Origin of the sequence: Nocardia sp. NPDC058705, from assembly GCF_042749305.1 — a bacterium.
Classification (GTDB): Bacteria; Actinomycetota; Actinomycetes; order Mycobacteriales; family Mycobacteriaceae; genus Nocardia.
The window spans coordinates 41,121-62,539 of record NZ_JBHYRN010000030.1; the positions used below are offsets into that span (position 1 = coordinate 41,121).

The 21,419-nt window shown below is 67.2% G+C and carries 24 protein-coding genes; 12 read left to right on the forward strand and 12 right to left on the reverse strand.

Translation table 11 applies throughout. The annotated features are described in order from the left end of the window. The first annotated feature begins 28 nt into the window (after window positions 1-28). The 4 genes from hisD (at window position 29) to hisH (ending at window position 3,831) form a co-directional block, all read left to right on the forward strand. Window positions 29-1,366, forward strand: coding sequence for a histidinol dehydrogenase (gene hisD / locus ACFW6D_RS26905; protein ID WP_379332600.1), 1,338 nt, complete (start codon window positions 29-31; stop codon window positions 1,364-1,366). A 73-nt stretch (window positions 1,367-1,439) separates the two neighbouring features. Then, window positions 1,440-2,567 carry a histidinol-phosphate transaminase gene (locus tag ACFW6D_RS26910; RefSeq protein WP_379332602.1) on the forward strand — a complete coding sequence of 376 codons (1,128 nt, stop codon included), beginning with the start codon at window positions 1,440-1,442 and terminating at the stop codon, window positions 2,565-2,567. A 23-nt stretch (window positions 2,568-2,590) separates the two neighbouring features. Beyond that, on the forward strand, window positions 2,591-3,205 hold the full coding sequence (gene hisB / locus ACFW6D_RS26915) for an imidazoleglycerol-phosphate dehydratase HisB (RefSeq protein ID WP_379332604.1): 615 nt from the start codon (window positions 2,591-2,593) through the stop codon (window positions 3,203-3,205). Beyond that, a complete protein-coding gene (hisH, locus tag ACFW6D_RS26920) occupies window positions 3,202-3,831 on the forward strand; it encodes an imidazole glycerol phosphate synthase subunit HisH (RefSeq protein WP_379244423.1) in 630 nt (209 codons plus the stop codon). The genes hisB and hisH overlap by 4 nt, the downstream gene beginning before the upstream one ends. A 1-nt stretch (window position 3,832) precedes the next feature. Here the strand turns inward: hisH and ACFW6D_RS26925 are convergent, their stop codons facing one another. The 3 genes from ACFW6D_RS26925 to ACFW6D_RS26935 are packed head-to-tail and all read right to left on the reverse strand — an operon-like array spanning window position 3,833 to window position 5,853. Further along, window positions 3,833-4,186, reverse strand: a complete 354-nt coding sequence (locus ACFW6D_RS26925; protein WP_379332606.1) for a cupin domain-containing protein — start codon at window positions 4,184-4,186, stop codon at window positions 3,833-3,835. Then, on the reverse strand, window positions 4,179-5,135 hold the full coding sequence (locus tag ACFW6D_RS26930) for an alpha/beta fold hydrolase (RefSeq protein WP_379332608.1): 957 nt from the start codon (window positions 5,133-5,135) through the stop codon (window positions 4,179-4,181). Before ACFW6D_RS26930 ends, ACFW6D_RS26925 begins: the two co-directional genes overlap by 8 nt. A 52-nt stretch (window positions 5,136-5,187) precedes the next feature. Beyond that, entirely contained in the window at window positions 5,188-5,853 is a 666-nt protein-coding gene (locus tag ACFW6D_RS26935) for a helix-turn-helix domain-containing protein (protein WP_379332610.1), read from the reverse strand. 216 nt (window positions 5,854-6,069) lie between these two features. On the opposite strand from ACFW6D_RS26935, the gene ACFW6D_RS26940 reads away from it, so the two are divergent. Together ACFW6D_RS26940 and ACFW6D_RS26945 are read left to right on the forward strand one after the other, a co-directional pair. Next, a complete protein-coding gene (locus ACFW6D_RS26940; RefSeq protein WP_379332611.1) occupies window positions 6,070-6,687 on the forward strand; it encodes a TetR/AcrR family transcriptional regulator in 618 nt (205 codons plus the stop codon). Next, a complete protein-coding gene (locus tag ACFW6D_RS26945; protein ID WP_379332613.1) occupies window positions 6,684-7,514 on the forward strand; it encodes an SDR family oxidoreductase in 831 nt (276 codons plus the stop codon). The genes ACFW6D_RS26940 and ACFW6D_RS26945 overlap by 4 nt, the downstream gene beginning before the upstream one ends. A 37-nt stretch (window positions 7,515-7,551) precedes the next feature. Here ACFW6D_RS26945 and ACFW6D_RS26950 read toward each other — a convergent pair whose 3' ends face one another. Both ACFW6D_RS26950 and ACFW6D_RS26955 read right to left on the reverse strand, forming a co-directional pair. Continuing rightward, a complete protein-coding gene (locus ACFW6D_RS26950; protein ID WP_379332615.1) occupies window positions 7,552-8,136 on the reverse strand; it encodes a Uma2 family endonuclease in 585 nt (194 codons plus the stop codon). Window positions 8,137-8,243: 107 nt separating this feature from the next. After that, on the reverse strand, window positions 8,244-9,476 hold the full coding sequence (locus ACFW6D_RS26955; RefSeq protein WP_379332617.1) for a DUF2786 domain-containing protein: 1,233 nt from the start codon (window positions 9,474-9,476) through the stop codon (window positions 8,244-8,246). A gap of 233 nt (window positions 9,477-9,709) precedes the next feature. Here ACFW6D_RS26955 and ACFW6D_RS26960 point away from each other — a divergent pair, with 233 nt between their 5' ends. Further along, window positions 9,710-10,312: a maleylpyruvate isomerase family mycothiol-dependent enzyme gene (locus tag ACFW6D_RS26960; protein WP_379332619.1), complete on the forward strand. Its 603-nt coding sequence runs from the start codon at window positions 9,710-9,712 to the stop codon at window positions 10,310-10,312. Here ACFW6D_RS26960 and ACFW6D_RS26965 read toward each other — a convergent pair. Together ACFW6D_RS26965 and ACFW6D_RS26970 are read right to left on the reverse strand one after the other, a co-directional pair. Further along, window positions 10,305-10,958 carry a class I SAM-dependent methyltransferase gene (locus ACFW6D_RS26965; protein ID WP_379332621.1) on the reverse strand — a complete coding sequence of 218 codons (654 nt, stop codon included), beginning with the start codon at window positions 10,956-10,958 and terminating at the stop codon, window positions 10,305-10,307. The genes ACFW6D_RS26960 and ACFW6D_RS26965 overlap by 8 nt on opposite strands. A gap of 19 nt (window positions 10,959-10,977) precedes the next feature. Beyond that, window positions 10,978-11,871, reverse strand: coding sequence for an RNA polymerase sigma-70 factor (locus tag ACFW6D_RS26970; protein ID WP_379332623.1), 894 nt, complete (start codon window positions 11,869-11,871; stop codon window positions 10,978-10,980). Between the two features lie 166 nt (window positions 11,872-12,037). Between ACFW6D_RS26970 and ACFW6D_RS26975 the strand changes: the two genes are divergently transcribed. After that, complete coding sequence (locus ACFW6D_RS26975) at window positions 12,038-12,523, forward strand: carboxymuconolactone decarboxylase family protein (RefSeq protein ID WP_379332625.1); 486 nt, start codon at window positions 12,038-12,040, stop codon at window positions 12,521-12,523. Window positions 12,524-12,563: 40 nt separating this feature from the next. On the opposite strand, the gene ACFW6D_RS26980 is transcribed toward ACFW6D_RS26975, so the two are convergent. Next, window positions 12,564-13,496, reverse strand: a complete 933-nt coding sequence (locus ACFW6D_RS26980) for a LysR family transcriptional regulator (protein ID WP_379332626.1) — start codon at window positions 13,494-13,496, stop codon at window positions 12,564-12,566. Beyond that, window positions 13,493-14,386 carry a LysR family transcriptional regulator gene (locus ACFW6D_RS26985; RefSeq protein ID WP_379332629.1) on the reverse strand — a complete coding sequence of 298 codons (894 nt, stop codon included), beginning with the start codon at window positions 14,384-14,386 and terminating at the stop codon, window positions 13,493-13,495. The genes ACFW6D_RS26980 and ACFW6D_RS26985 overlap by 4 nt, the downstream gene beginning before the upstream one ends. A 192-nt stretch (window positions 14,387-14,578) precedes the next feature. On the opposite strand from ACFW6D_RS26985, the gene ACFW6D_RS26990 reads away from it, so the two are divergent. From ACFW6D_RS26990 to hisF, 4 genes are all read left to right on the forward strand, one after another. Beyond that, complete coding sequence (locus tag ACFW6D_RS26990) at window positions 14,579-16,039, forward strand: MFS transporter (RefSeq protein WP_379332630.1); 1,461 nt, start codon at window positions 14,579-14,581, stop codon at window positions 16,037-16,039. A gap of 113 nt (window positions 16,040-16,152) precedes the next feature. Next, window positions 16,153-16,884 (forward strand): bifunctional 1-(5-phosphoribosyl)-5-((5-phosphoribosylamino)methylideneamino)imidazole-4-carboxamide isomerase/phosphoribosylanthranilate isomerase PriA, encoded by a 732-nt coding sequence (priA, locus tag ACFW6D_RS26995; RefSeq protein ID WP_379332632.1) that lies wholly within the window; start codon window positions 16,153-16,155, stop codon window positions 16,882-16,884. Between the two features lie 8 nt (window positions 16,885-16,892). Beyond that, a complete protein-coding gene (locus ACFW6D_RS27000; RefSeq protein ID WP_379332634.1) occupies window positions 16,893-17,723 on the forward strand; it encodes an inositol monophosphatase family protein in 831 nt (276 codons plus the stop codon). After that, a complete protein-coding gene (gene hisF, locus ACFW6D_RS27005) occupies window positions 17,720-18,511 on the forward strand; it encodes an imidazole glycerol phosphate synthase subunit HisF (RefSeq protein WP_379235121.1) in 792 nt (263 codons plus the stop codon). Before ACFW6D_RS27000 ends, hisF begins: the two co-directional genes overlap by 4 nt. A 7-nt stretch (window positions 18,512-18,518) precedes the next feature. Here hisF and ACFW6D_RS27010 read toward each other — a convergent pair whose 3' ends face one another. From ACFW6D_RS27010 to ACFW6D_RS27020, 3 genes are all read right to left on the reverse strand, one after another. Further along, a complete protein-coding gene (locus ACFW6D_RS27010) occupies window positions 18,519-19,319 on the reverse strand; it encodes a hypothetical protein (protein ID WP_379332636.1) in 801 nt (266 codons plus the stop codon). A gap of 79 nt (window positions 19,320-19,398) precedes the next feature. Then, a complete protein-coding gene (locus tag ACFW6D_RS27015) occupies window positions 19,399-20,547 on the reverse strand; it encodes an acyl-CoA dehydrogenase family protein (RefSeq protein WP_379332638.1) in 1,149 nt (382 codons plus the stop codon). 87 nt (window positions 20,548-20,634) lie between these two features. Continuing rightward, window positions 20,635-21,384, reverse strand: a complete 750-nt coding sequence (locus ACFW6D_RS27020; protein WP_379235127.1) for a hypothetical protein — start codon at window positions 21,382-21,384, stop codon at window positions 20,635-20,637. Window positions 21,385-21,419: the final 35 nt, after the last annotated feature.

The window sequence follows — 21,419 nt, forward strand, 5'->3', positions numbered from 1 at the left end:
CCAGCACAGAACAGGACCGTAACCCGATATGACTTCCCGCATCGAGCTCGCCCGCGTCGATCTGCGCGGTCGTACTCCCTCCGCTGCCGAGCTGCGCACCGCGCTGCCGCGTGGAGGGGTCGACGTGGACTCGGTGCTGCATCATGTGCGGCCGGTCGTCGAGGACATTCGCGATCGGGGTGCTGAGGCCGCGCTGGATTACAGCGAGAAGTTCGACGGGGTGCGGCCCGCTGTGGTGCGGGTGCCTGCCGCCGAGCTGGCCAAGGCTCTCTCAGAATTGGATCCGGCTGTCCGGGCTGCCCTGGAAGTCGCGATCGAGCGGACCCGGAAGGTGCACGCTGATCAGCGGCGCACCGACACGGTGACCGAGGTCGTGCCCGGTGGGACGGTGACCGAGAAGTGGCTGCCGGTGGAGCGGGTCGGGCTGTATGTGCCCGGCGGTAATGCGGTGTACCCGTCGTCTGTGGTGATGAATGTGGTCCCCGCGCAGGCTGCGGGGGTCGAGTCGCTGGTGGTGGCTTCGCCGCCGCAGGCGCAGTTCGGTGGGCTGCCGCACCCGACGATCTTGGCTGCGGCCGCGATGCTGGGTGTCGACGAGGTGTGGGCTGTCGGTGGGGCGCAGGCGGTGGCTTTGCTGTCCTACGGCGGGACCGATACCGATGGTGGGGCGCTCGAGCCGGTCGATCTCATCACCGGGCCGGGCAATATCTACGTCACCGCGGCCAAGCGGCTGTGCCGTGGGCTGGTCGGCATCGATGCCGAGGCGGGGCCGACCGAGATCGCGGTGCTTGCCGATGAGACGGCCGATCCGGTGCACGTGGCCGCTGATCTGATCAGCCAGGCCGAGCACGATGTGCTGGCCGCGAGTGTGCTGGTGACTGATTCTCCCGCGCTGGCCGATGCGGTCGATACCGCGGTGAATGCGCAACTGGCGGTGGTGAAGCACAACGATCGGGTGCGAGAAGCCTTGTCGGGCAAGCAGTCCGGGATCGTGCTCGTCGACGACATCGCGCAGGGTCTGCTCGTTGTCAACGCCTACGCCGCCGAGCACCTCGAGATTCAGACCGTCGACGCGGCTGCGGTGGCGGGTCGGGTGCGCAGTGCCGGCGCGATCTTCGTCGGGCCGTGGGCTCCGGTCAGTCTCGGCGACTACTGCGCGGGCTCCAATCACGTGCTGCCGACCGCTGGTTGTGCGCGGCACTCCTCGGGGCTGAGCGTGCAGACGTTCCTGCGTGGCATCCACATCGTGGAGTACACCGAAGCGGCGTTGAAGGATGTCGCCGGACATGTTGTGGCCCTTGCCAATGCGGAGGATCTGCCCGCGCATGGTCAGGCTGTGCAGGCCCGATTCGAGGCACTGTCGTGAGCGAGCGTAGCGAGCGAATCATGTGCCAGCGCGCGGTGCGCATGCCGCAGCTGAGCGCCAGCGAGGCGGAGGCATGAGCACTCCGACCGTGCCCGGTGCTTCGGCGACGCTGGATCAGCTGCCGCTGCGCGATAACCTGCGGGGCAAATCTCCTTATGGCGCACCGCAATTGACGGTGCCGGTGCAGCTCAACACCAACGAGAACCCGCACCCGCCGAGCAAGGCGCTGATCGACGATGTCGCGGAATCTGTGCGGGCGGCAGCGGCTGATCTGCACCGGTACCCGGATCGGGACGCGGTGTCTCTGCGTGCGGACCTCGCGGAATACCTGACTCGTCAGACCGGCGTCGCTGTCGATACCGCCAATGTGTGGGCGGCCAACGGGTCCAACGAGATTCTGCAGCAGCTTTTGCAGGCTTTCGGTGGGCCCGGCCGTAGCGCATTGGGTTTCGTGCCGTCGTACTCGATGCACCCGATCATCTCCGAGGGCATCGATACCGAGTGGGTCGAGGCGCAGCGCAGCGGTGATTTCTCGCTCGACATCGACTATGCCGTAGCGCAGATTGTCGAACGTCGGCCCGATGTGGTGTTCGTGACGAGTCCGAACAACCCGACCGGACACAGCATTCCGATCGACGAGCTCGAGCGGATCCTCGATGTCGCGCCCGGGATCGTTGTCGTGGACGAAGCCTATGGTGAGTTCTCGGCGGCACCCAGCGCGATCACGCTGATCGACCGGTTCCCGACCAAGCTCGTCGTCACCCGGACCATGAGCAAGGCATTCGCCTTCGCGGGTGGGCGCCTGGGTTACCTGGCTGCCTCGCCCGCGGTGATCGACGCGATTCTGCTGGTGCGGTTGCCGTATCACCTGTCGGTGGTCACCCAGGCCGCCGCACGCGCGGCACTGCGGCACGCTGACGAAACCCTCGGCAGCGTCGCGGCATTGGCGGCTCAGCGCGATCGGGTCGCCGCTGCTTTGGTCTCGCTCGGCTTCGACGTGATTCCCAGCGACGCCAACTTCGTGCTGTTCGGCCGGTTCACCGACGCCGGGCAGACCTGGCAGCACTACCTCGACGCGGGCGTGCTGATCCGCGACGTCGGCATCCCCGGCTACCTGCGCGCCACCATCGGCCTGGCTGCCGAGAACGACGAATTCCTGCGTGTGAGCGGCGATATCGCGGGCACCGACCTTACTCACTGAATCCACCTGTGGAGGAGCACATCATGAGCAGAACAGCGCGGGTGGAACGCGTCACCAAGGAATCCTCGATCCTGGTGGAGCTGAACCTCGACGGCACCGGGAAGACCGAGATCTCCACCGGTGTGCCGTTCTACGACCACATGCTGACCGCCCTCGGCGCGCACGCCGGGTTCGACCTGGTCGTGCGGGCCGAAGGTGACATCGAGATCGAAGCGCACCACACGGTCGAGGACACCGCGATCGTGATCGGCCAGGCCTTGGGCGAGGCGCTGGGCGACAAGAAGGGCATCCGCCGCTTCGGTGACGCCTTCATCCCGATGGACGAGACCCTCGCCCACGCCGCCGTCGACGTGTCCGGTCGGCCGTACTGCGTGTTCACCGGCGAGCCGGAACACCTGGTGCACACCATCATTCCGAGTGCGGGCCCCGGCGCCTCGTACTCGACTGTGCTCAACAAGCACGTGTTCGAGTCGATCGCGCAGAACGCCCGCATCGCGTTGCATGTGCGGGTGCTCTACGGGCGCGATCAGCACCACATCACCGAGGCCGAATTCAAGGCTGTCGCACGGGCTTTGCGTGCCGCCGTCGAGATCGACCCGCGGGTCCGCGGTGTGCCGTCCACGAAGGGTGTGCTGTGAAAACCGTTGTGCTGCTGGACTATGGCTCCGGCAACCTGCATTCGGCCGAACGTGCGCTGGTGCGGGCGGGTGCGCAGGTGGAGGTCACCGCCGATCCCACCGCCGCGTTGGCCGCCGATGGACTCGTCGTCCCCGGTGTCGGTGCGTACGCGGCGTGTATGGCCGGGCTGCTCGAGGTGCGCGGTGACCGGATCATCGGTCAGCGTCTCGCCGGTGGGCGTCCGGTGCTCGGCATCTGCGTCGGCATGCAGATCATGTTCGACCGTGGGGTCGAGTTCGGTGTGGAGACCGAAGGGTGCGGTGAATGGCCGGGCGTCGTCGCCGGACTCGACGCGCCCGTCCTGCCGCACATGGGTTGGAACACGGTGAAGGCTCCCGCCGACAGCACCTTGTTCGCCGGCATGGACGCCGACACGCGCTTCTACTTCGTCCACTCCTACGCCGCCCAGCAGTGGGAGCTCCCCGAGAACGAGCACATCGCGCCGCCGAAACTCACCTGGGCCGAGCACGGTGTGCCGTTCCTCGCTGCCGTCGAGAACGGGCCGTTGTCGGCTACCCAGTTCCACCCGGAGAAGTCCGGTGACGCGGGTGCGCAGCTGCTGCGGAACTGGATCGGGTCGCTGTAGTTCAGGCGGTGCGCGGGTCGTCGGCCGTCGACTCGACGGTCTCGCCCGGGGTGTAGAACATCTCCACGACATTGTCGATGTCGAGATGTCGATGCCAGTGGCCCTTGGGCACGATGGCGAATTGTCCTGCGGTGAGCGGGATTCGGTGACGGTCGGTGTCGGTGAGGATCTCGACCGTCACGCTGCCTTTCAGGACCATCAGCAACTCGTCGGTGTCGGGGTGCAGTTCCCAGTCCGAGGACTCGAGTTCGTCGCCGAAGTACATGCAGAACGCGCCGTCGTTGAATGTGGCGAGTTCGCGGAAGTCGAACGGATCGAGATTCGCCGCGAGGGCGATGGGGTCGTGGTTAAGCATGGTTGGTTCCTTCTTCGGTCATGGCGCGGGCCGGGTCGTCGGCGAGGAAGTCACGGACCAGCGCTGCGCAACGGGACGCATCGTCGAACCAAGGGGCGTGGCCGCCCGCAACGGTGACCAGGTGCGCGCCGGGGATCTTCGCTATGGAAGGTCGTGCCTGGTCGGGTGCGCACATGACGTCGTTTTCGCCCCAGACGAACAGCGGCGCGGTGGTGATCCGGGCGAGTTCGTTGTCGGTGAGGATGTTCTCGGGGCGTGCGGTCGCGCCGTCGATCAGGCGGCGCAGCAGGGCCCGGTAGGACGCGGCTTGCCCTGGAAGGCGTAGGGGTAGGCGGTGCAGGTCGAGCATGTCGGCCGACATCGCGCGTGCCGCGTTCGCGCCGATGGCCTCGGTGAGGGCGAAACGAGCGATGAACGGTGGGGACGGTAGTTGCATCAGGCTCTGTTCGAGTCGGCCCCGGATCGGGGAGGTCAGGGATTCGAACTCGGCGATGACGCGGGTGCCGGGCAAGGCGGTGGCGGGTGTCGCGACGATCGCCGCTCGCGAAACTCGGTCGGGGGCATCGAGCATGGTCCAGAGGGAGAACAGGCCGCCAAGGGAGCTGCCGACGAAGGCGGCCTGTTCTATGCCGAGCGCGTCGAGAGTTCCGGTGACCACGTCGACCGCCAGTTCGCGGACCGGTCGACCCTGCCAGGTGTAGGGCGGGGCGAGACTGTGGCCGGGCAGGTCGATCAGAATGTGGCGGAAGCCGGGTAGGCCGGCGATCAGGGGTGCCATGCCCATGGCGGGTGCCGAGATGCCGTTCATGTGGATCAGCGGTTCACCCTCGCCGGTGGTCAGGACACGAACCGCGGGGTTGCTTTGTGCCAGTGGGTGTTCGGTGATCGTCAGTCCGTAGGTGGCGGCGACACGCTGTTCGGCGGCGCGAATCCGTTGCTCGAGTCTCATGCAACTACTGTCCGGCTCGCGGCGGGCGGCGTCTTGGACGAATGTTCGCCGATCAGATCGTCGTTAGTGCGCCAGGGGTGATTCCGGCGAAGGCCGACATGTCGCGGTGGAGGTGAGATTGATCCGAATAACCGCATGCCGCAGCGACTTCGGCGGGGGATCGGCCCGCCGCCAGCAGGTCGAATGCGCGGCGGAACCGCACCACCATCGCCGCACGCTTGGGCGTCACGCCGACCTGCGCGGTGAACCTCGACCACACGCGTTGCCGACTCCACCCGGTCAGCTCGGCCAGCTCCCTGACCTGCACGGCCCCCTTGTCCGCGACGATCCGCTCCCAGCACGCGACGACTTCGGAATCAGCTGTCCTGGTTGTTTCCCTGGCGGCGAGAAACTTCGTGGTCACCGCGAATCGTTCTGCCCACGTTGCGGTTTCGGACAACTGCTCACGCAACAGTGCTGCCCCCGAACCCCAGATATCCGCTAGCCCGGCCACCGTGCCGTCCAGGTCGGCCGGACCGACACCGAGCAGGCGGTAGGCGGCGATCGGCGACATCCGCAACTCGACGCACTCGACGCGCTCGGCACGGACATGACGAATACCGGGGACGAGACCAGCGACCAACCCATCGAATACAGGCTGGTCAGGGCCTTCCACGGTCAACGGGCTGTTCCCGAACTGGATCACCACAGTGACCTCCGGCCGAGCGAAAATCCGCATATCGCACCCCACGGACCCCCGATCACGAAACCCGTCCATCGAGACGCCAGCCATCGTCATCGCTGTCGACCTCGCCAGGTCCCAGCCGCCATCCAACTCCCGTTCGGACATGATCGGCCGCACATACCGAGCGTACGAGCGAAGTTGCGGGCCTGGCAACAAGCCCCAGCCGCCGAAATTCCGTATCCTCCTACCGTATGGTGATACGGTAAGAGGATGACGATAGCTGCAGAGGGATCGCGTCGCCGTCGTGCTGGTGGTGAAAGGCGGCAGCGCGTGCTCGACACCGTGGTCGACATTGTCGTTGCGCGCGGGTTCGCGAATACCAGGTTCAGCGATGTCTCCGAGGCGAGCGGCGTCGCCGTGAGCACCCTGCAGGGTTACTTCGGTTCTCGTGAGGACATGCTGGTCGAGGCATTGCGTCGATCGACAGCCCTGGAAGTAGCGGAGATGGAATCGATGACCGCGGGCCTGGACAACGATCCATGGGCACGGTTGGTGGCGTTGACCGAGCGTGGGCTCGGCACTCCGGTGCCGGTCTGGCGGATGCTGATGGAGTTCTGGACGGCGGCGGCACACGACGACGAGCTGCGCGAGCATGCCGCCGGGCTGGCCGCGCTCTATCGACGGCCATTCGACGAAGCGGTCGCCGACGGCATCGCCGGTGGCATGTTCCACTGCCGCAGAAGCGCCACCGCGATAGTCGACGTTGCAGTCGGTGCGATGGACGGACTGTTGTACCCGCGTGTGCTCGGGCACATGCGTACGGAGCCGCAGGAGTACACGGAAGTGGTGTTGGACCAGCTCGCGGCTTGTCTTGGGGTGACCCGTTGACGATCTTGGTCACCGGCGCCACGGGCAAGGTCGGCCGCCACGTCCTCGCCCAACTGACCGAGTCGGGATACCCGACGCGGGCAGCATCGCGGCGGGCGCCTATCGGGTTCGACTGGACCGAACCCGACACGTGGGGGCGAGCGCTCGCCGGTGTCGAAAAGATCTTCACGGTCGTACCCGGCGGGGACGACGGACATCGATCCGTGCGCGGGCTCGGTGCACGCACCTGCGCTTTCCTGGATATGGCACAGGACGCCGGTGTCACCACCGTGGTGCTGATGACAGCGATGGGAATGCAGTACGCGCCGACATCCGTCGAACAGCGCGCCGTGGAACTCCACCTGCAGAACACCGATATGCGGTGGACGATCCTGCGACCCAACTGGTTCTTCCAGAACCTCACCGAGGGTCCGCTCCGCGACTTGGCGACTGCGGGAGACGGTGTGCTGCGGCTGCCCACCGGCGGCGCGAGGGTGAGTTTCATCGACGCCGAAGATATTGCGGCATGCGCTGTTACGGCCCTCGTCGGTGACCACAGTGCGCGCGAGTTCGACCTGACCGGCGCCGAAGCGTTGACGTTCTCCGAAGTCGCCGCGCTCACTGCCCGATCGCGAATCCCCCTCTCCGGCTACGAGGATTCGACTGTCCAGCAGTTTCACGCTCTCGCCTCGCGATTGGGCTGGCACCGCGAATACATCACCACCCTCGCCGGGCTGTTCGACGCCATCGCCTCCGGCGCCAACGCACCTGTTGTCCCGGACGCTTCCGACCTCCTGGGCCGACCGACCCGGCGACTGTCGCAGTTCGTCGCGGAAGCCACGCCATGATCCGCGCGCGGCAAATCGTTGAGCAAGTCGCGTGAGGTCAGTCGACCCAGTCGAGGAGTGGGGTGGTGTCGGCGGTGATATTGATCGGGTCAGGCAGGGGCACGGCGCGGCCGAAGGCGTATCGGCGGGTCTCCTGGTAGCGCCCGCCGTCCGGCTCGCTGTACAGGACGATTTCGGCGGTGTCCCGGTCGACGAGTAGATAGAGCGGGATGCCGGCCTCGGCATATGCCGTCGGCTTTTCCACCCGGTCTCGTTTGTTGGTGTCTGAATCGTGGGAGGTGACCTTGACGGCCATCACGGTGTCACGCGAGGGCGCCCACTCGCCGTGTCCGACGAAGGCGTCCAGCGGCGCGACCACCCCGTCCGGGCGGGCGCGGCTGTCACGGTATCCGTTGATCTTCAATCCCTGGCCCTGGTGCAGGAACAGGCCGGGAGCCAACGGCATGAGAAGCAGCAACAACCAGTTGATGATGCGGTTGTGATCACCGTCCGGCACGGTCTTGAACCCCAGCTTTCCGTCGATGTACTCGAGCTGCAGAGCATCTGTGGTTCGTGCGACCGCCGCGGCGATCGCTTCGAAATCCGTAGTGGTGACTGGATCGTGGTGTACCGCCGTCATCATCCACCTCCTGATTCGTAACACTACCTGGGCTGATGCTCGGGCGGACCCGGGATAAAACCAGCTCGGCGACAAGTCGGAGGTGAACGTGATCTGCGGGACGTGCAGGGTCAATTACTGCCGAAGCTGGCTTGATCGGCGGCTTCGGTGCCTGCGGTCCAGCCTTCGGCGCTGCGGATGGTGATGCCTCGGGAGCGGACGGTGGGGAAGTAGGTGTCGAAGGCTTTGTCCACTCGTTGTTGGTGGGAGGCGAGGACCGGGAGTAGTTGGGTGGGGGCGTCGGCGATGGTGGCTTCGGCGGCTTTGGTGAGGAGTTCGCCGATTCTGGTGGCGTAGGCGGTGAGGAAGGCTTTGCGGTAGTGGCGGGTGCGGGATTCTTCGGTGGTTGCGTTGTCGATCATCGCGCGGGTGGCTTGGACCAGAAGTGACGTGGACAGGATTTCTACCGCGTCGAGGTCGGCGTCGTCGCCGACAACGGTGACGAAACCCCACTCGGCTACGAAGATCGCGCGGGCGCGGTTGGCTCGGGTGACCATGTCGATCAGGAGGGCTTTGGCGTCGGTGTAGGGGGTTTCGAGCCAGATTCTGCGGGCTGCGGGGAGGTCGGGGTCGGTGTGCTGGGTGTGGAGCAGGGCGCGGTCGATGGCGTATTTGGTCATGAGTTCCTGTGCCTTCGCGGAGAGGGTTTCCGCTTCTTCGGCGAAAGAGGTGGACTCGGCTTTGGCCAGCAGGCCGCGGACTCGGCCGAGGGTTTTCTCGTCGACGTGGTGGTGGGTGGTGTGACGGCGGGTGCCGGGAAGTGGGGCGATCTGCTCGAGTTTCGGGAGTTGGATCAGCAGGGCGAAGGCGCTCAGGGCTGCGGTGAGAGCCTCTTCGGGGGTGAGTAGGGCCCGGTCGGCCCACTGGTCGAGGTGGGGGTGCGCGGGTGTCCACCACACGGCGGCGGCCAGTTCGGTCAGTTGTGACTGCCAGATCTCGTCGACGGATTCGGCGGGGAAATCGGCGCGGTGCTCGGCCATCAGGTCGGTCAGGTACGCGGTGGCGAACTCGTCGACCCGCCTGCGCGCGGCCTCGTGGATGTCGGTGGGGAGCCAGCCGAAGTCGAAGGCGCGGGCGATGATTCGCTGTCCGGCGAGCTGAACGCCGGCAGCCAACTCTGCGCCCGTCACCTGGTCGACGAATCGATCGATCGCGTTCTTGTCGCCCTGGGCAGCGAGGAAGGCGACGGTCGTGATGGCGTCGGCGACCTGTGCTCGGTCACCGGAAAGCGCTTCTTCGACCGGAAGTCCGGGAGCTGCTGCCGGTTTACGACCGGTGCGACGTCGACGATTCTGCTTGGCCAAGGGGTGCGGGGTCCTGTTCGTGGGGTGCTACCCGCGATGGGTGGCGGCGCGACGTTCGCGGCGTCCATTGTCGCGCATCGGCCTCGGTGGAGTCGCACGTCATGCACGCGATGTCGTCGCGCCGGTGCGGGTCAGTCGATCGCGCCGGATCGCGACGCTGTCATCGCTTCTGGGGCAAGGAAATCCGACTGTAGGCGGATTCGGTGCGTGGCCGTGGTGCCTAGAGTTGCGGTATGAGCTATCGGGGGATGTTGGACGCGGAACGGGCCGAGATGATCGAACTGCTGCGCGGGCTGACCGGTGAAGAATGGGAAACGCCGTCGCTGTGTGACGGCTGGCGAGTGCGTGATGTCGTCGGGCACCTGCTGACCGACACGGTCGGACCGATGCGGTACCTGGCCGCCGCGGTGAAGAACCGCGGATCGGTCGATCGCCTCAACAACGCGATCGCCGCCTCGTTCGCCGACCTGCCGACCAGCCAACTGGTGGACGAATTCGAGCACAACGCGGGCCGCCTGTCGAAATACTCCCCGCGACTGGCCCTGTCGGACCTGATGGTGCATCAGCAGGACATCCGCCGCCCACTCGGCCGCCCCCGAACAATCGCCGCCGATCGCCTCACCGCGGTTCTGTCCTACCCCGACCCCTTCGCTTTCCCCGGCAAATACACCAAGGGCCTGCGCTTCACGGCTACCGACGTCACATGGACCTCGGGGGTCGGCCCGGAAGTCCGCGGCCCGGGCGAGGCCATCGCCCTGGCCGTAGTCGGCCGCACCGCCGCCCTCGACGACCTCACCGGCGACGGGCTTCCCGAACTTCGCCGTCGAATCAGCTGAGACCGCTGGGCTTGTCGAAGATGAGGGTGTAGCGCCAGAACAGTCGACGGCGGATCCGGGAACCTGGGAGTTCCGCGGCTGCGGCGGCCCGGATTTCGGCCAAGGTTTCCGCCGGATCTGTGGTGGGTGCGGTCATGTGTAGAGGTGTCGATGTCGCGCGGGTCGGGTGTTTGATCATGCCCATGATGGGGTTGGCGACAACGGCGGGGAGTGTGGCGAGGGAATCGGCGGGGCTCGCTTCGCGGTAGCAGCCGACGATGACAAGTCGTCCTCCCGGCGTGAGGCTGTCACGCAGTTCGCGCAGCGTCGAAACCAGTGGCATGTGGTGCAGGACCGCGACCAGGGTGATCGCGTCCCAGCGCTGCTTCGGGTCGCGTCCGCCGAAATCCGTGCGACAGATGGTTACAGCGGGATCATCGGCGAAGCGATCGGCCGCCACCGCACAGGTCGCCGGATCGGGCTCGATTCCTGTCACAGTGACGGCATTGTCGCGCAGTCCGGCAACGAGATTGCCTGTCCCGCACCCGATATCGAGGACATCATGTGCTCCGGCGGCCGCGACGCGGTCGGCAACCCACCCGCCGTAGTGATCGTTGTGACTCCACGGATGCCGCTGGTTCAACGTCCTCAGCTGGGATACGAGCATGCCGACCATCGTGCCGGACTCAGCGCTGCAGGGTGGTCGCAGTCTCGGTTCTTGACAGCTTTTCGGGGTTGCGGACGGAGTAGAGGCCGGTGATCAGGCCGTGGTCGATGCGGACCGCGAAGATCGTGTCGATTGTGCCGTCGAGGCGCAGGATCAGGGCTGGGTGGCCGTTGAGGTGGGCTGGTTCGACGGTCATTTCGGCGCCGATCCTCGGAACGCTGGCGGTGAGTAAGGCGGCGACCAGGTCGGCGCCGACGATGGGGGTCAGGGCGGCTTGTTTGATGCCGCCGCCGTCGCCGAGGAAGACGACGTCCGGGGCCAGGAGGTCGAGGAGGTTCTGGAGGTCGCCGGTTTCGATCGCGTGTTGGAACGCGGCGAGCGCGTCGCGGGACTCGGTCGCGGAGACGGGTCCGCGGGGGCGGCGGGCGGCGACGTGGGCGCGGGCTCGATAGGCCAGTTGGCGGACGGCGGCGGGGGTTTTGTCGACGGCCTCGGCGATCTCGTCGTAGTCGAGGTCGAATACTTCGCGGAGTACGAAGACCGCTCGTTCGATCGGGGCGAGGGTTTCCAGGACCAACAGCATCGCGATCGAAACGCTCTCGGCCAGTTCGACATCGTCGGCTACGCCGGGTGTGGTCAGCAGTGGTTCGGGGAGCCACGGGCCGACATAGGACTCCTTGCGTCGGCCGAGCGTGCGCAGGCGGTCAAGGGACTGGCGGGTGGTGATCCTGACCAGGTAGGCGCGCTGGTCGAGCACCGTATCGAGGTCGACGCGCGTCCATCGCAGCCAGGTTTCCTGCAGGACGTCCTCGGCGTCGGCGGCCGAACCGAGCATCTCGTAGGCGACCGTGAACAGCAGGTTGCGGTGGGCGACGAACATCTCAGTGGCCGGGTCCGGTGCTTTGTCGGCCATGGGTAGCTCCTTGTCCGCTCGGGTGTGGTGCCCACTAGACGCTGACCGCTGCCGCTCCGTAACACCGATTCACAGTGGCTTGGATCACATCGAGGAGGTGTTACGCGGGGCCGGTCGCCGTCGTCTCATGGTCGTCCGATCCAGCACTACCAGTGAGGAACACGTCATGGAACCCCGATTCAACCTCTTCGGCACCGAGGTCGGCGCCAAGTTCAGCAAGCGATTCGGCAACGCCAGCATGGTGCCGCTGCAGTCGAGCCTGCCGAAAGCCACCCAGGATCTGGTGATGTTGCGCGTGAGCCAGATCAACGGGTGCGGCTACTGCACCGACGTGCACAGCCAGGACCTCGCGCATGCTGGAGAGTCGGCGACGCGGATCAATCTTGTTGCCGCATGGCGTGAGTCGACCGTGTTCACCGACGCCGAACGCGCGGCGCTGGCGCTGGCCGAGGAAGGCACCCGTATCGCCGACGCCGCCGTTGGCGTGTCCGAGGAGACCTGGGCTCGGGTGCGCGACCACTACGACGACGAGCAACTCGCGGCTCTGGTCGCGGTGGTCGTCCAGATCAATGCGGCGAACCGGCTCGGCGTCATCCTGCGGCAACCGGGCGGCACCTACGAGCCCGGCATGTTCGAGGTCGCGACCAACTGATCGAGGCCCGTGACGGCCTGGCTCATCGGAGCCGGGCCTGTCACAAAAGGTCGGCATGACCTGCGACAGGTCGGCCACCGCCGTCGAGTAGCGGTGTCACGACCTCGGTGAGAACGTCGGCGAAGGCGGCTCCCGGGGCGGGTAAGCCCGATGCTCGCCAGACGAGGCCGTATTCGACGGGTGGTTGGTCGGTGAACGGGAGGCAGATCAGGTTCGGGCGGGGGTAGTAGTGCTCGGCCTGTTCGGCGGCGACGGCCACGCCGTTGCCCGCTCCTATCTGGAGCTGGACCTCTTGCCAATAGAGCATGGTCATCGTGCGGTGGATCGGGTGTCCCGATGCGGTGTGCGCGGGCAGGTGGTGGTCGACGAAGTAGTCTTCCAAACCGCCTGGGAAGAAAAGGGTTTCGCCGGCGAGGTCGTCTGCGCACACCGTGTCACGGTCGGCGAGACGGTGGGTGCGGGCCAGCACGAGGACTTTTCGATTGCGTAGCAGTACCGGACCGTGGATCAGATCGGGTTCCTCGGCGGGGAACTCGAGGAAGACCAGATCCAGTTCGTCGCGGCGGAGCGGTCCGAAGCGGTCCGACAGGTGCACTTCGCGGATCTCCACCGCGCACCCTGGATGGCGGGTCCGGAACAGTGCGCTCGCCGAGGTCAGCAGTTCGGCGCCTAGCGGGTGGGTGAAGCCGACCCGCAGTACCCCGCTGATGCCCCGTGCGTTGTCGGCGGCCCTGGCTACGGCGGCGAGGATCCCGTGGTGGTGAGGTCCGAGGGTGTCGCGCAGTTGAGTTCCCAAAGGGGTCAACGTCACTCGGCGGCTGGTGCGTTCGAACAGTGGTGCTCCGATGCGACGTTCCATCACCTGGATCATTTGACTCACCCGCGCGCGTGACACCGCGAGCCGGTCGGCAGCCCGCCCGAAGTGCAGTTCTTCGGCGAGCGTGAGGAACGCCTCGTGTTCCTGCCAGTTCATCGCCCACCGACCGGCGTGGTCTCGACGGCGGCGCGGACGAAGGCGGACGCCAGTGTCGACATGCCCGACGCGCGCCACTGCAGGCCGTAGCGGATCGGTGTGGCATCGGTGAACGGGACATAGGCCAGGTCGGGCCGTGGGTAGTAGTGGATGCCCTGCGCAGCGGTGACCGTGACCCCGGCGTCGGCCGCGACGTGCGCGAGCAGTTCCTGCCAGGACGCCGTGGTCGCCGACCGGTGGATCGGCGCACCACCCGGGGTGTGGGCGGGAATCACCTCGTCGAGGAAATAGCCGGGCACGCCGCCGATGAACAGCACCGTCTCGCCGACGAGGTCATCGATGGTGACCGCGTCGCGGGTCGAGAGTGGATTGCGGGTGGAGACCGCGAGCACCCTGGGATCGCGCAGCAGCACCGGGCCGCACACCAAATCCGGTTCCGTGGCGGGGAATTCGATGAGCTGTAGATCCAGCTCGCCCGAGCGCAGCCCGCTGTAGCGGTCCGACAGCGGGACCTCTCTGATGTCGACCGCGCACCCCGGATAGCAGCTTCGGAACGCCTCGCCCGCGGCGATCAACAGCTTGCTGGCCAGCGGACTGGAGAAGCCGACCCGCAGCACGCCGTCGATACCGCGTGCGGAGTCGGCCGCTTGCGCCACCGCCGTCAGAACACCGCAGTGATGCGGGATCAGATCGTCCCGAAGCTGTATTCCCAACGGTGTCAACGACACTCGTCGACTGGTTCGCTCGAACAGCGGGGCGCCGACCCGGTCCTCCATGCTCTGGATCATCTGACTCACCCGTGCGCGCGAGAGCAACAGCCGGTCGGCCGTGCGGCCGAAGTGCAACTCCTCGGCCAGCGCCAGGAACGTTTCGATCTCTTGCCAGTTCATCCCTCACCTCTCATCGGTAACGGACGCTTACCGACCGGTGAGTATTTTGCCGTTGTTCGCTCGCGCCCGCGCGGACAGACTCGAAAGTGCCCGCCCCAGACGGGGGCTCGGCATCAACCCTCCCGCAGTGTGGCCGTGTCCAGACGGCTGATTCGTGCTGCGCGGAGGAAGGCAAGAGTGAGGAAAACCATCATGTCTCGTCCGACGACTCTGCTCACCCCACCCACGGAGGCGGTGCCCGATCCACGGCGATGGCGGGCGCTTGCCCTGCTGGTGGCCGCGTTCTTCATGGTCATCGTCGATTCGCAGATCGTGATGCTGGCCATGCCCGCGATCGAAACCGAACTCGGCTTCGCGCCGGGCGGTGTGCAGTGGGTGATGAGCGCGTATCTGCTGGCCTTCGGCGGTCTGCTCATGTTCGGTGGGCGCACCGCCGACCTGCTCGGCGGGCGCCGGATGTTCCTGATCGGGACCGCGCTGTTCGGCGTCGCCTCGGTGCTGTGCGGGCTGGCCTGGTCCGACGAGGTGCTCATCACCGCTCGTGTGCTGCAGGGCGTCGCCGCCGCGGTGATGACACCGACCGCCATGGCCGTGCTGATGCACAGCTTCGCCGAAGGGCCCGAACGCAACAAGGCACTGGGCATCTGGACCGGTGTCGGTGCGTTCGGCGCCACTGCCGCGCTGTTGATCGGTGGTCCGATCACCGACGGGCTCGGCTGGGAATGGATCTTCTTCATCAACGTCCCGGTGGTGGCCGTTGTGCTGCTGTTCGGACCAGGGCTGCTGGTTCGGACTCCGGTGCGGGCAGGTAAGCGCCGGTTCGACCCCGCAGGCGCGGTCACGATCACCGCCGCCATCGGCGCACTGGTGTACGCGGTGTCGGAAGCGCCGCTGGTCGGCTGGGGGAGCGGGCGCACGATCGGCATGCTCGTCGCCGCGGCGGTGCTGCTGGTGCTGTTCACCCTGATCGAGGCGCGTTCGGCCGATCCGCTGGTGCCGTTGCGGATCTTCCGCTCGCCGAGCGTGGTCGGCGGCAATGTGCTGATGATCATCGTGGCGATGACCGTGTACGGCGGCGCGCTGATCACTTCTCTCTACGCCCAGCAGGTGCTCGGCTACAGCGCGGTGAAGTTCGGGTTGAGCACGGCGGTGTACGCGATCATGTCGATCATCGGCGCCAATGTGAGTGCGCGGTTGGTCGCTCGGATCGGGTACCAGCCGGTTGCCATCATCGGCATGGCGCTGCTGTTCGGTGGGCTGTTGCTGCTCACCCAGATCGACGCGGACGGCGGCTACTGGAGTGATCTGTTCTTCGGGTTGGTGATCTTCGGTTCGGGGATCGGCACCACCAATGTCGCCGCCTCGATCGCGTCGCTGACCGGCGCGCGGCCGGAGGAATCGGGGCTGGTCTCCGGCATCAACAACGCTGTGTTCCAGATCGGCGCCGCGCTCGGTATCGCCGTCGCTTCCTCAGTGGCCTTCGCCTTCACGCCAGGTCCCGGCGTCGCCGATCGCACCGACGGGTTCCAGGCGGGGTTCGCCGCCACGGCGATCTTCGCCGCGGTCGGTCTGCTCACGGCGCTGCTGTTGCTGCTGACCCGGCGCGCGAACACTGCCGTCGTCGACGAGCGTCAGGTGTCGGCGGGACACTGACGCGGGCACGCCCGTCCGGCCATGTCACGGCCGGGCGGGCGCACGCGCATCGACACGGCGCGGCGGTAGAGGCGTTGCGGAGACGCCGGGGCAGACCTACTAGTCTGGTCGGCGTGAGTCTTGTGTTGTTGCCCGCTGTCGATGTCGCCAATGGTGAGGCCGTGCGCCTTGTGCAAGGGGAGGCCGGTAGCGAAACGAGCTATGGGTCGCCTCGGGACGCGGCGTTGGCGTGGCAGCAGGCGGGGGCCGAATGGGTGCATCTGGTGGATCTGGATGCGGCGTTCGGTAAGGGGAGTAATCGGGACCTGATCGCGCAGGTCGTCGGGGAGCTCGATGTGAAGGTCGAGTTGTCCGGTGGGATTCGCGACGACGATTCGTTGAAGGCGGCGCTGGCCACCGGGTGTGCTCGGGTGAACATCGGGACCGCGGCGATCGAGGATCCGCAGTGGTGTGCGCGGGTGCTCGGGGAGTACGGGGACCGGATCGCGGTCGGGCTCGACGTGAAGCAGATCGATGGGCAGTGGCGGTTGCGCGGGCGCGGGTGGGTGACCGACGGCGGTGACCTGTGGGAGGTGCTCGAACGGCTCGAGCGCGACGGTTGTTCGCGCTATGTCGTCACCGACGTCTCCAAGGACGGCACGCTGACCGGGCCCAACCTCGAGCTGCTCAGCGATGTCGCCAATGCCGCCGAGGCGCCCGTGATCGCGTCCGGCGGGATCTCGGTGCTCGACGACCTCGTCGCCATCGCGGGACTGACCGAGGACGGTGTGGAGGGCGCGATCATCGGTAAGGCGCTGTACGCGGGCCGGTTCACGCTGCCCGAAGCCCTGGCCGCGGTGCGCTGACGCCGCCGATGACTGCCGCGCTGAGCACCGCCGAACTGACCGACCTGCTGGCCGTCGCCACCCAGATCCTGGACGGGGTGGTGCCGCGGTTCGTCGAAGGACTCGGTGCGCCGAGCGCAGTCACCAAGGGCCGCAACGACTTCGCCACCGAACTCGACCTCGGGCTCGAACGCACCATCTCTGCCGAGCTGCAGCAGCGCACCGGGATCGCGGTGCACGGCGAGGAATTCGGCGGGCCCGCACTGACTTCGGGCACGGCCTGGGTACTCGATCCGATCGACGGCACCTTCAATTACTCCTCGGGCCATCCCATGTCGGGCACCCTGCTGGCGTTGGTGCACGAGGGTGAGCCGGTGATCGGACTGACCTGGCTGCCCATGCTCGGGCGTCGCTATGCGGCGGTGTCCGGCGGGCCGGTGTATCTCGACGGGATGGCGCTGCCGCCGCTGGAACCGGCCAAACTGTCCGACTCGATGATCGGGTTCGGCGCCTTCAACCTCGACTCGGCGGGCCGCATCCCCGGTCAGTTCCGCTTCGACCTGCTCGGTGCGCTGAGCAGGCTGTCCTCGCGGGTGCGTATGCACGGCGCGACCGGTATCGACCTGGCGTTCACCGCATCCGGTGCGCTCGGTGGTGCGGTCGTGTTCGGGCACCATCCGTGGGACAACGCGGCCGGGGTCGCGCTGGTGCGCGCCGCGGGTGGCGTGGTCACCGACCTGGCCGGCGCGCCGTGGACGATCACCTCGGGGTCGGTGCTGGCCGCCGCACCGGGCGTACACCAGGAACTGCTCGAAATGATCTGCACCGTCAGCGAAGAAGAACGAGGGACATCATCATGAGCATCACCGCGCCGAGCACCTTGGCGGTCCGCGTGATCCCGTGCCTGGACGTCGACGCGGGCCGCGTGGTCAAGGGCGTCAACTTCCAGAACCTGCGCGACGCGGGCGACCCGGTGGAACTGGCCGCGACCTACGACGCCCAGGGCGCCGACGAACTCACCTTCCTCGACGTCACCGCCTCCACCGGCGACCGCGCCACCATGCTCGACGTGGTGACCCGCACCGCCGAACAGATTTTCATCCCGCTCACCGTCGGCGGCGGCGTGCGCACGGTCGAAGACGTCGACCGGTTGCTGCGCGCGGGCGCTGACAAGGTATCGGTGAACACCGCCGCCATCGCCCGCCCCGAAGTGCTCTTCGAGATGTCGCAGCGCTTCGGCGCCCAGTGCATCGTGCTCTCGGTCGACGCGCGCACCGTGCCCGACGGCCAGCCCGACACCCCCTCCGGCTGGGAGGTCACCACCCACGGCGGCAAGCGCGGCACCGGCATCGACGCCGTCGAATGGGCCATCCGCGGCGCCGAGCTGGGCGTGGGCGAGATCCTGCTGAACTCGATGGACGCCGACGGCACCAAAGCTGGTTTCGACCTGCCGATGATCACCGCGGTCCGCGCCGCGGTGCGGGTCCCGGTGATCGCCAGCGGCGGCGCGGGCGCGGTCGAGCACTTCCCGCCCGCCGTCCAGGCCGGCGCCGACGCGGTGCTGGCCGCCAGCGTCTTCCACTTCGGCGACCTCACCATCGGCCAGGTGAAGGACGCGATGCGAGCGGACGGCATCACCGTCCGCTGACATCAGCTCAGGCCCGACCGCCCCGCAGCCGGGTGAGCGCGGCGTCGGGCACCACCTCGCAGGGCAGCATGAAGCCCTGAGTTCCGTTGGGCTGCAGGAACACTACGTCGCCGAGGGCCTTGACCCGTTTGATGTCGGCATAGCGGTTGGCGACTGCTCCGCTGGTCTGCTGCAGATGCATCGTGTCGTGGGTGTAGCGCGCGGTGATCCGGTGTCCGGGTCCGGCCACGGCGGTGAATTTCGGGCTGACTCGGACCAGCTGCCAACCGGTGATCAGCACGACGCATGCGAACTCGAAGCCGAGCACGATGAAGAACGCGCCCATCATCTCGCCGAATTCGGCATCGCCGCCATTGCTCACCAGCGAGATGGTTCCGCGCGCGAGCAGGAACGCGGGAATCGCGAACAGTATCCCCAGCTTGGCGGGCAGCAGCCAGTTGACCCAGGCGGCGCCGCGGCTCAGGCGGCGAGCGGTCTTGTCGTCACAGACATAGGTGACCTCGATCGACCCATCTGCCTGCTGACCTGACCCGAACTGCTGCGGGTGACCCGGCAGATTCGCCTGTTCCGGATAGCCGGGCTGGTACGGCTGTTGCGGGTGAACCGGCTGCGCGCCAGGCAGATTCGCCTGCGGCGGATAGCCGGGCTGTTGTGGGTGAACGGGTTGCGCACCAGGGTGATTCGCCTGCGGCGGATAGCCGGGCTGATACGCCTGTTGCGGGTAGCCGGGTTGGTAAGCCTGTTGCGGGTAGCCGGGCTGGTAGGCCGGTTGCGGGTGGCCCGGCTGGTATGGCTGTTGCGGATGCATGAAAATCCCCCTCCATCAGAACTGCGAACGCCGCGATAGTAGGCAGCGGCCGTGTGGACTGTCGAATCGTTACCCGATCTCACAACCCCATGTCGGCGGCGATGATCGTGCGCAGGACCTCGCTGGTGCCGCCCATGATGCGGTCGATTCGGTGGTCGGCGTAGAGGCGGGCGATGGGGGAGTCGGCGAGATAGCCTATGCCGCCGTGTAATTGGAGGCAGCGGTCGATCACCCGGCCTGCTGATTCGGTGCAGAAGAGTTTGGCCGATGCTGCGTCGGCGGGAGCGAGGTCGCCGTGGTCGTGGGCGGTGAGGGCTCGGTCGACTACCGCTTCGATGGCGTCGACTTCGGTTCGGCAGGCGGCCAATTCGAACTTGGTGTTCTGGAAGCTCGCCGTCGATGCCGTGCGTTCGGTGGTGAAACGGTGGGCGAAGCGGACGGCGGCTCTGGCCTGGGCGTGGGCGCCGACGGCGATGGACAGGCGTTCGCGAGGCAGTTGTGCGGCGAGATGGGTGTCGGCGCGATGCGCGTCGCCGAGACGGTCGGTGACCGGAACTCGGACGTCGGTGAAGGTGAGTTCGGCTGTGCCGGAAAGCTTTCGACCGAGGGTGTCGAGGGCGCGGCCGACCCGGTAGCCGGGTGCGGTGGCGTCGACGACCAGCAGGGACAGGCCGTAGGTCGGGTCTTCGGTGTTCGGGGCAGCGGTGCGCGCGCACACGATCACGCGGTCGGCGTGCACGCCGCCGGTGACGAAGGTCTTCGAACCGTTGAGCAGGTATTCGGTGCCGTCGAGCGACAGCGGCGCGGTGGTCCGCATGTCCGACGGTTCGGCGCCGGTGCCCGGTTCGGCGACCGCGAGCGCGAACATCGTTTCGCCGGTGACGGATCCGGGCAGCCAGCGCCGCCGCTGTTCGGTGGTCGCCAGGTCGTCGATCAGCGGCAGACAGCGGGACACATGGGCGCTCGCACTGCCGAAAGAGACGGCCGCGCGGGCGATCTCCTCGGCGACCACCGCCTGATGCCGGAACGAATCGAGACCGCGACCGCCGTGTTCGACGGGCACTTCCAAGCCGAGGATGCCGAGTTCGCCGAGCCGGTAATAGAATTCGCGCGGCACCAGTCCGTCGTCGTTCCACTTGCTGAAGCTCGGCACGACTTCGGCGTCGATGAACGCGCGCATCGTCGCGCGGAACGTGCGGTGTTCGCCGTCGAAAACGGTTCTGCGCATGGGGGATTCCTTACCGGCCGACAACGGCCACGAGCCGGCCCGCCCGAAGAAGGTGATCGGGCGGGCCGGCGGAGACGGCGGTGGAGACTACTTCGGCGGAGTGGGAACCGCCGGGTCCTTGCAGTAGGCGCCGAGCTCGGCCGGGCACGGGGCCGTGATGGTGGAGAAGTACTGGTAGGCCGAGAACAAGGCGAGGGGGCCGCCGACGGTGACCAGACCGATCATCGTGCCCACCGCACCGAGGGTGGCCGCGCCGAGCACGCAACCGGCCACGGTCGCGCCGACCCACGGCACCAGCAGCACGATCACCGGGCTGGCGATCGCCGCACCAGCGGCACCGCCGACCAGACAGCCGATGCCGCCACCGACCACCGCGCCCACGATCGCGGCCACGGCGCCACCGATGCCGAGCCGCTGGCTGAGCACACCGAGCGCGGTCTGGTCACGCGGGGTGAACGACTCCGCGATCTGCTGGGCGGCCGCGTCCTGAGTGATCACGTCGGTCGCCGGAGCGACCGGTGCGCCACCCTCCTTGGACGGGGTCAGGGTCGCCTTGCCGCCGTCGATGCTGGCGGCGATCGGGAACACCTTGTCGTCCATGCGGTAGGTCAGCGGCAGTGCCGCCACCGGGGTGTCGGCCCCGGTGGTGAGCACGAGCTGGCCGTCGACGACGGTCAGCTTGCCGTCGGTGGTCAGCACCGCCGAGTCACCCTGCCTGCTGACCTCGTAACGGACCTCGGTCTGCGCTGGCGCCGGATCGGCGGTGCTGGTGCCCGTGCTCGCGCACAGGGCCAGCGCCGTCAACGCGGCGGTGGTGAGCGTGGTGGTCATTCTCATCTGTGATCCTCATCGATCGGGGGTTACTACATCTG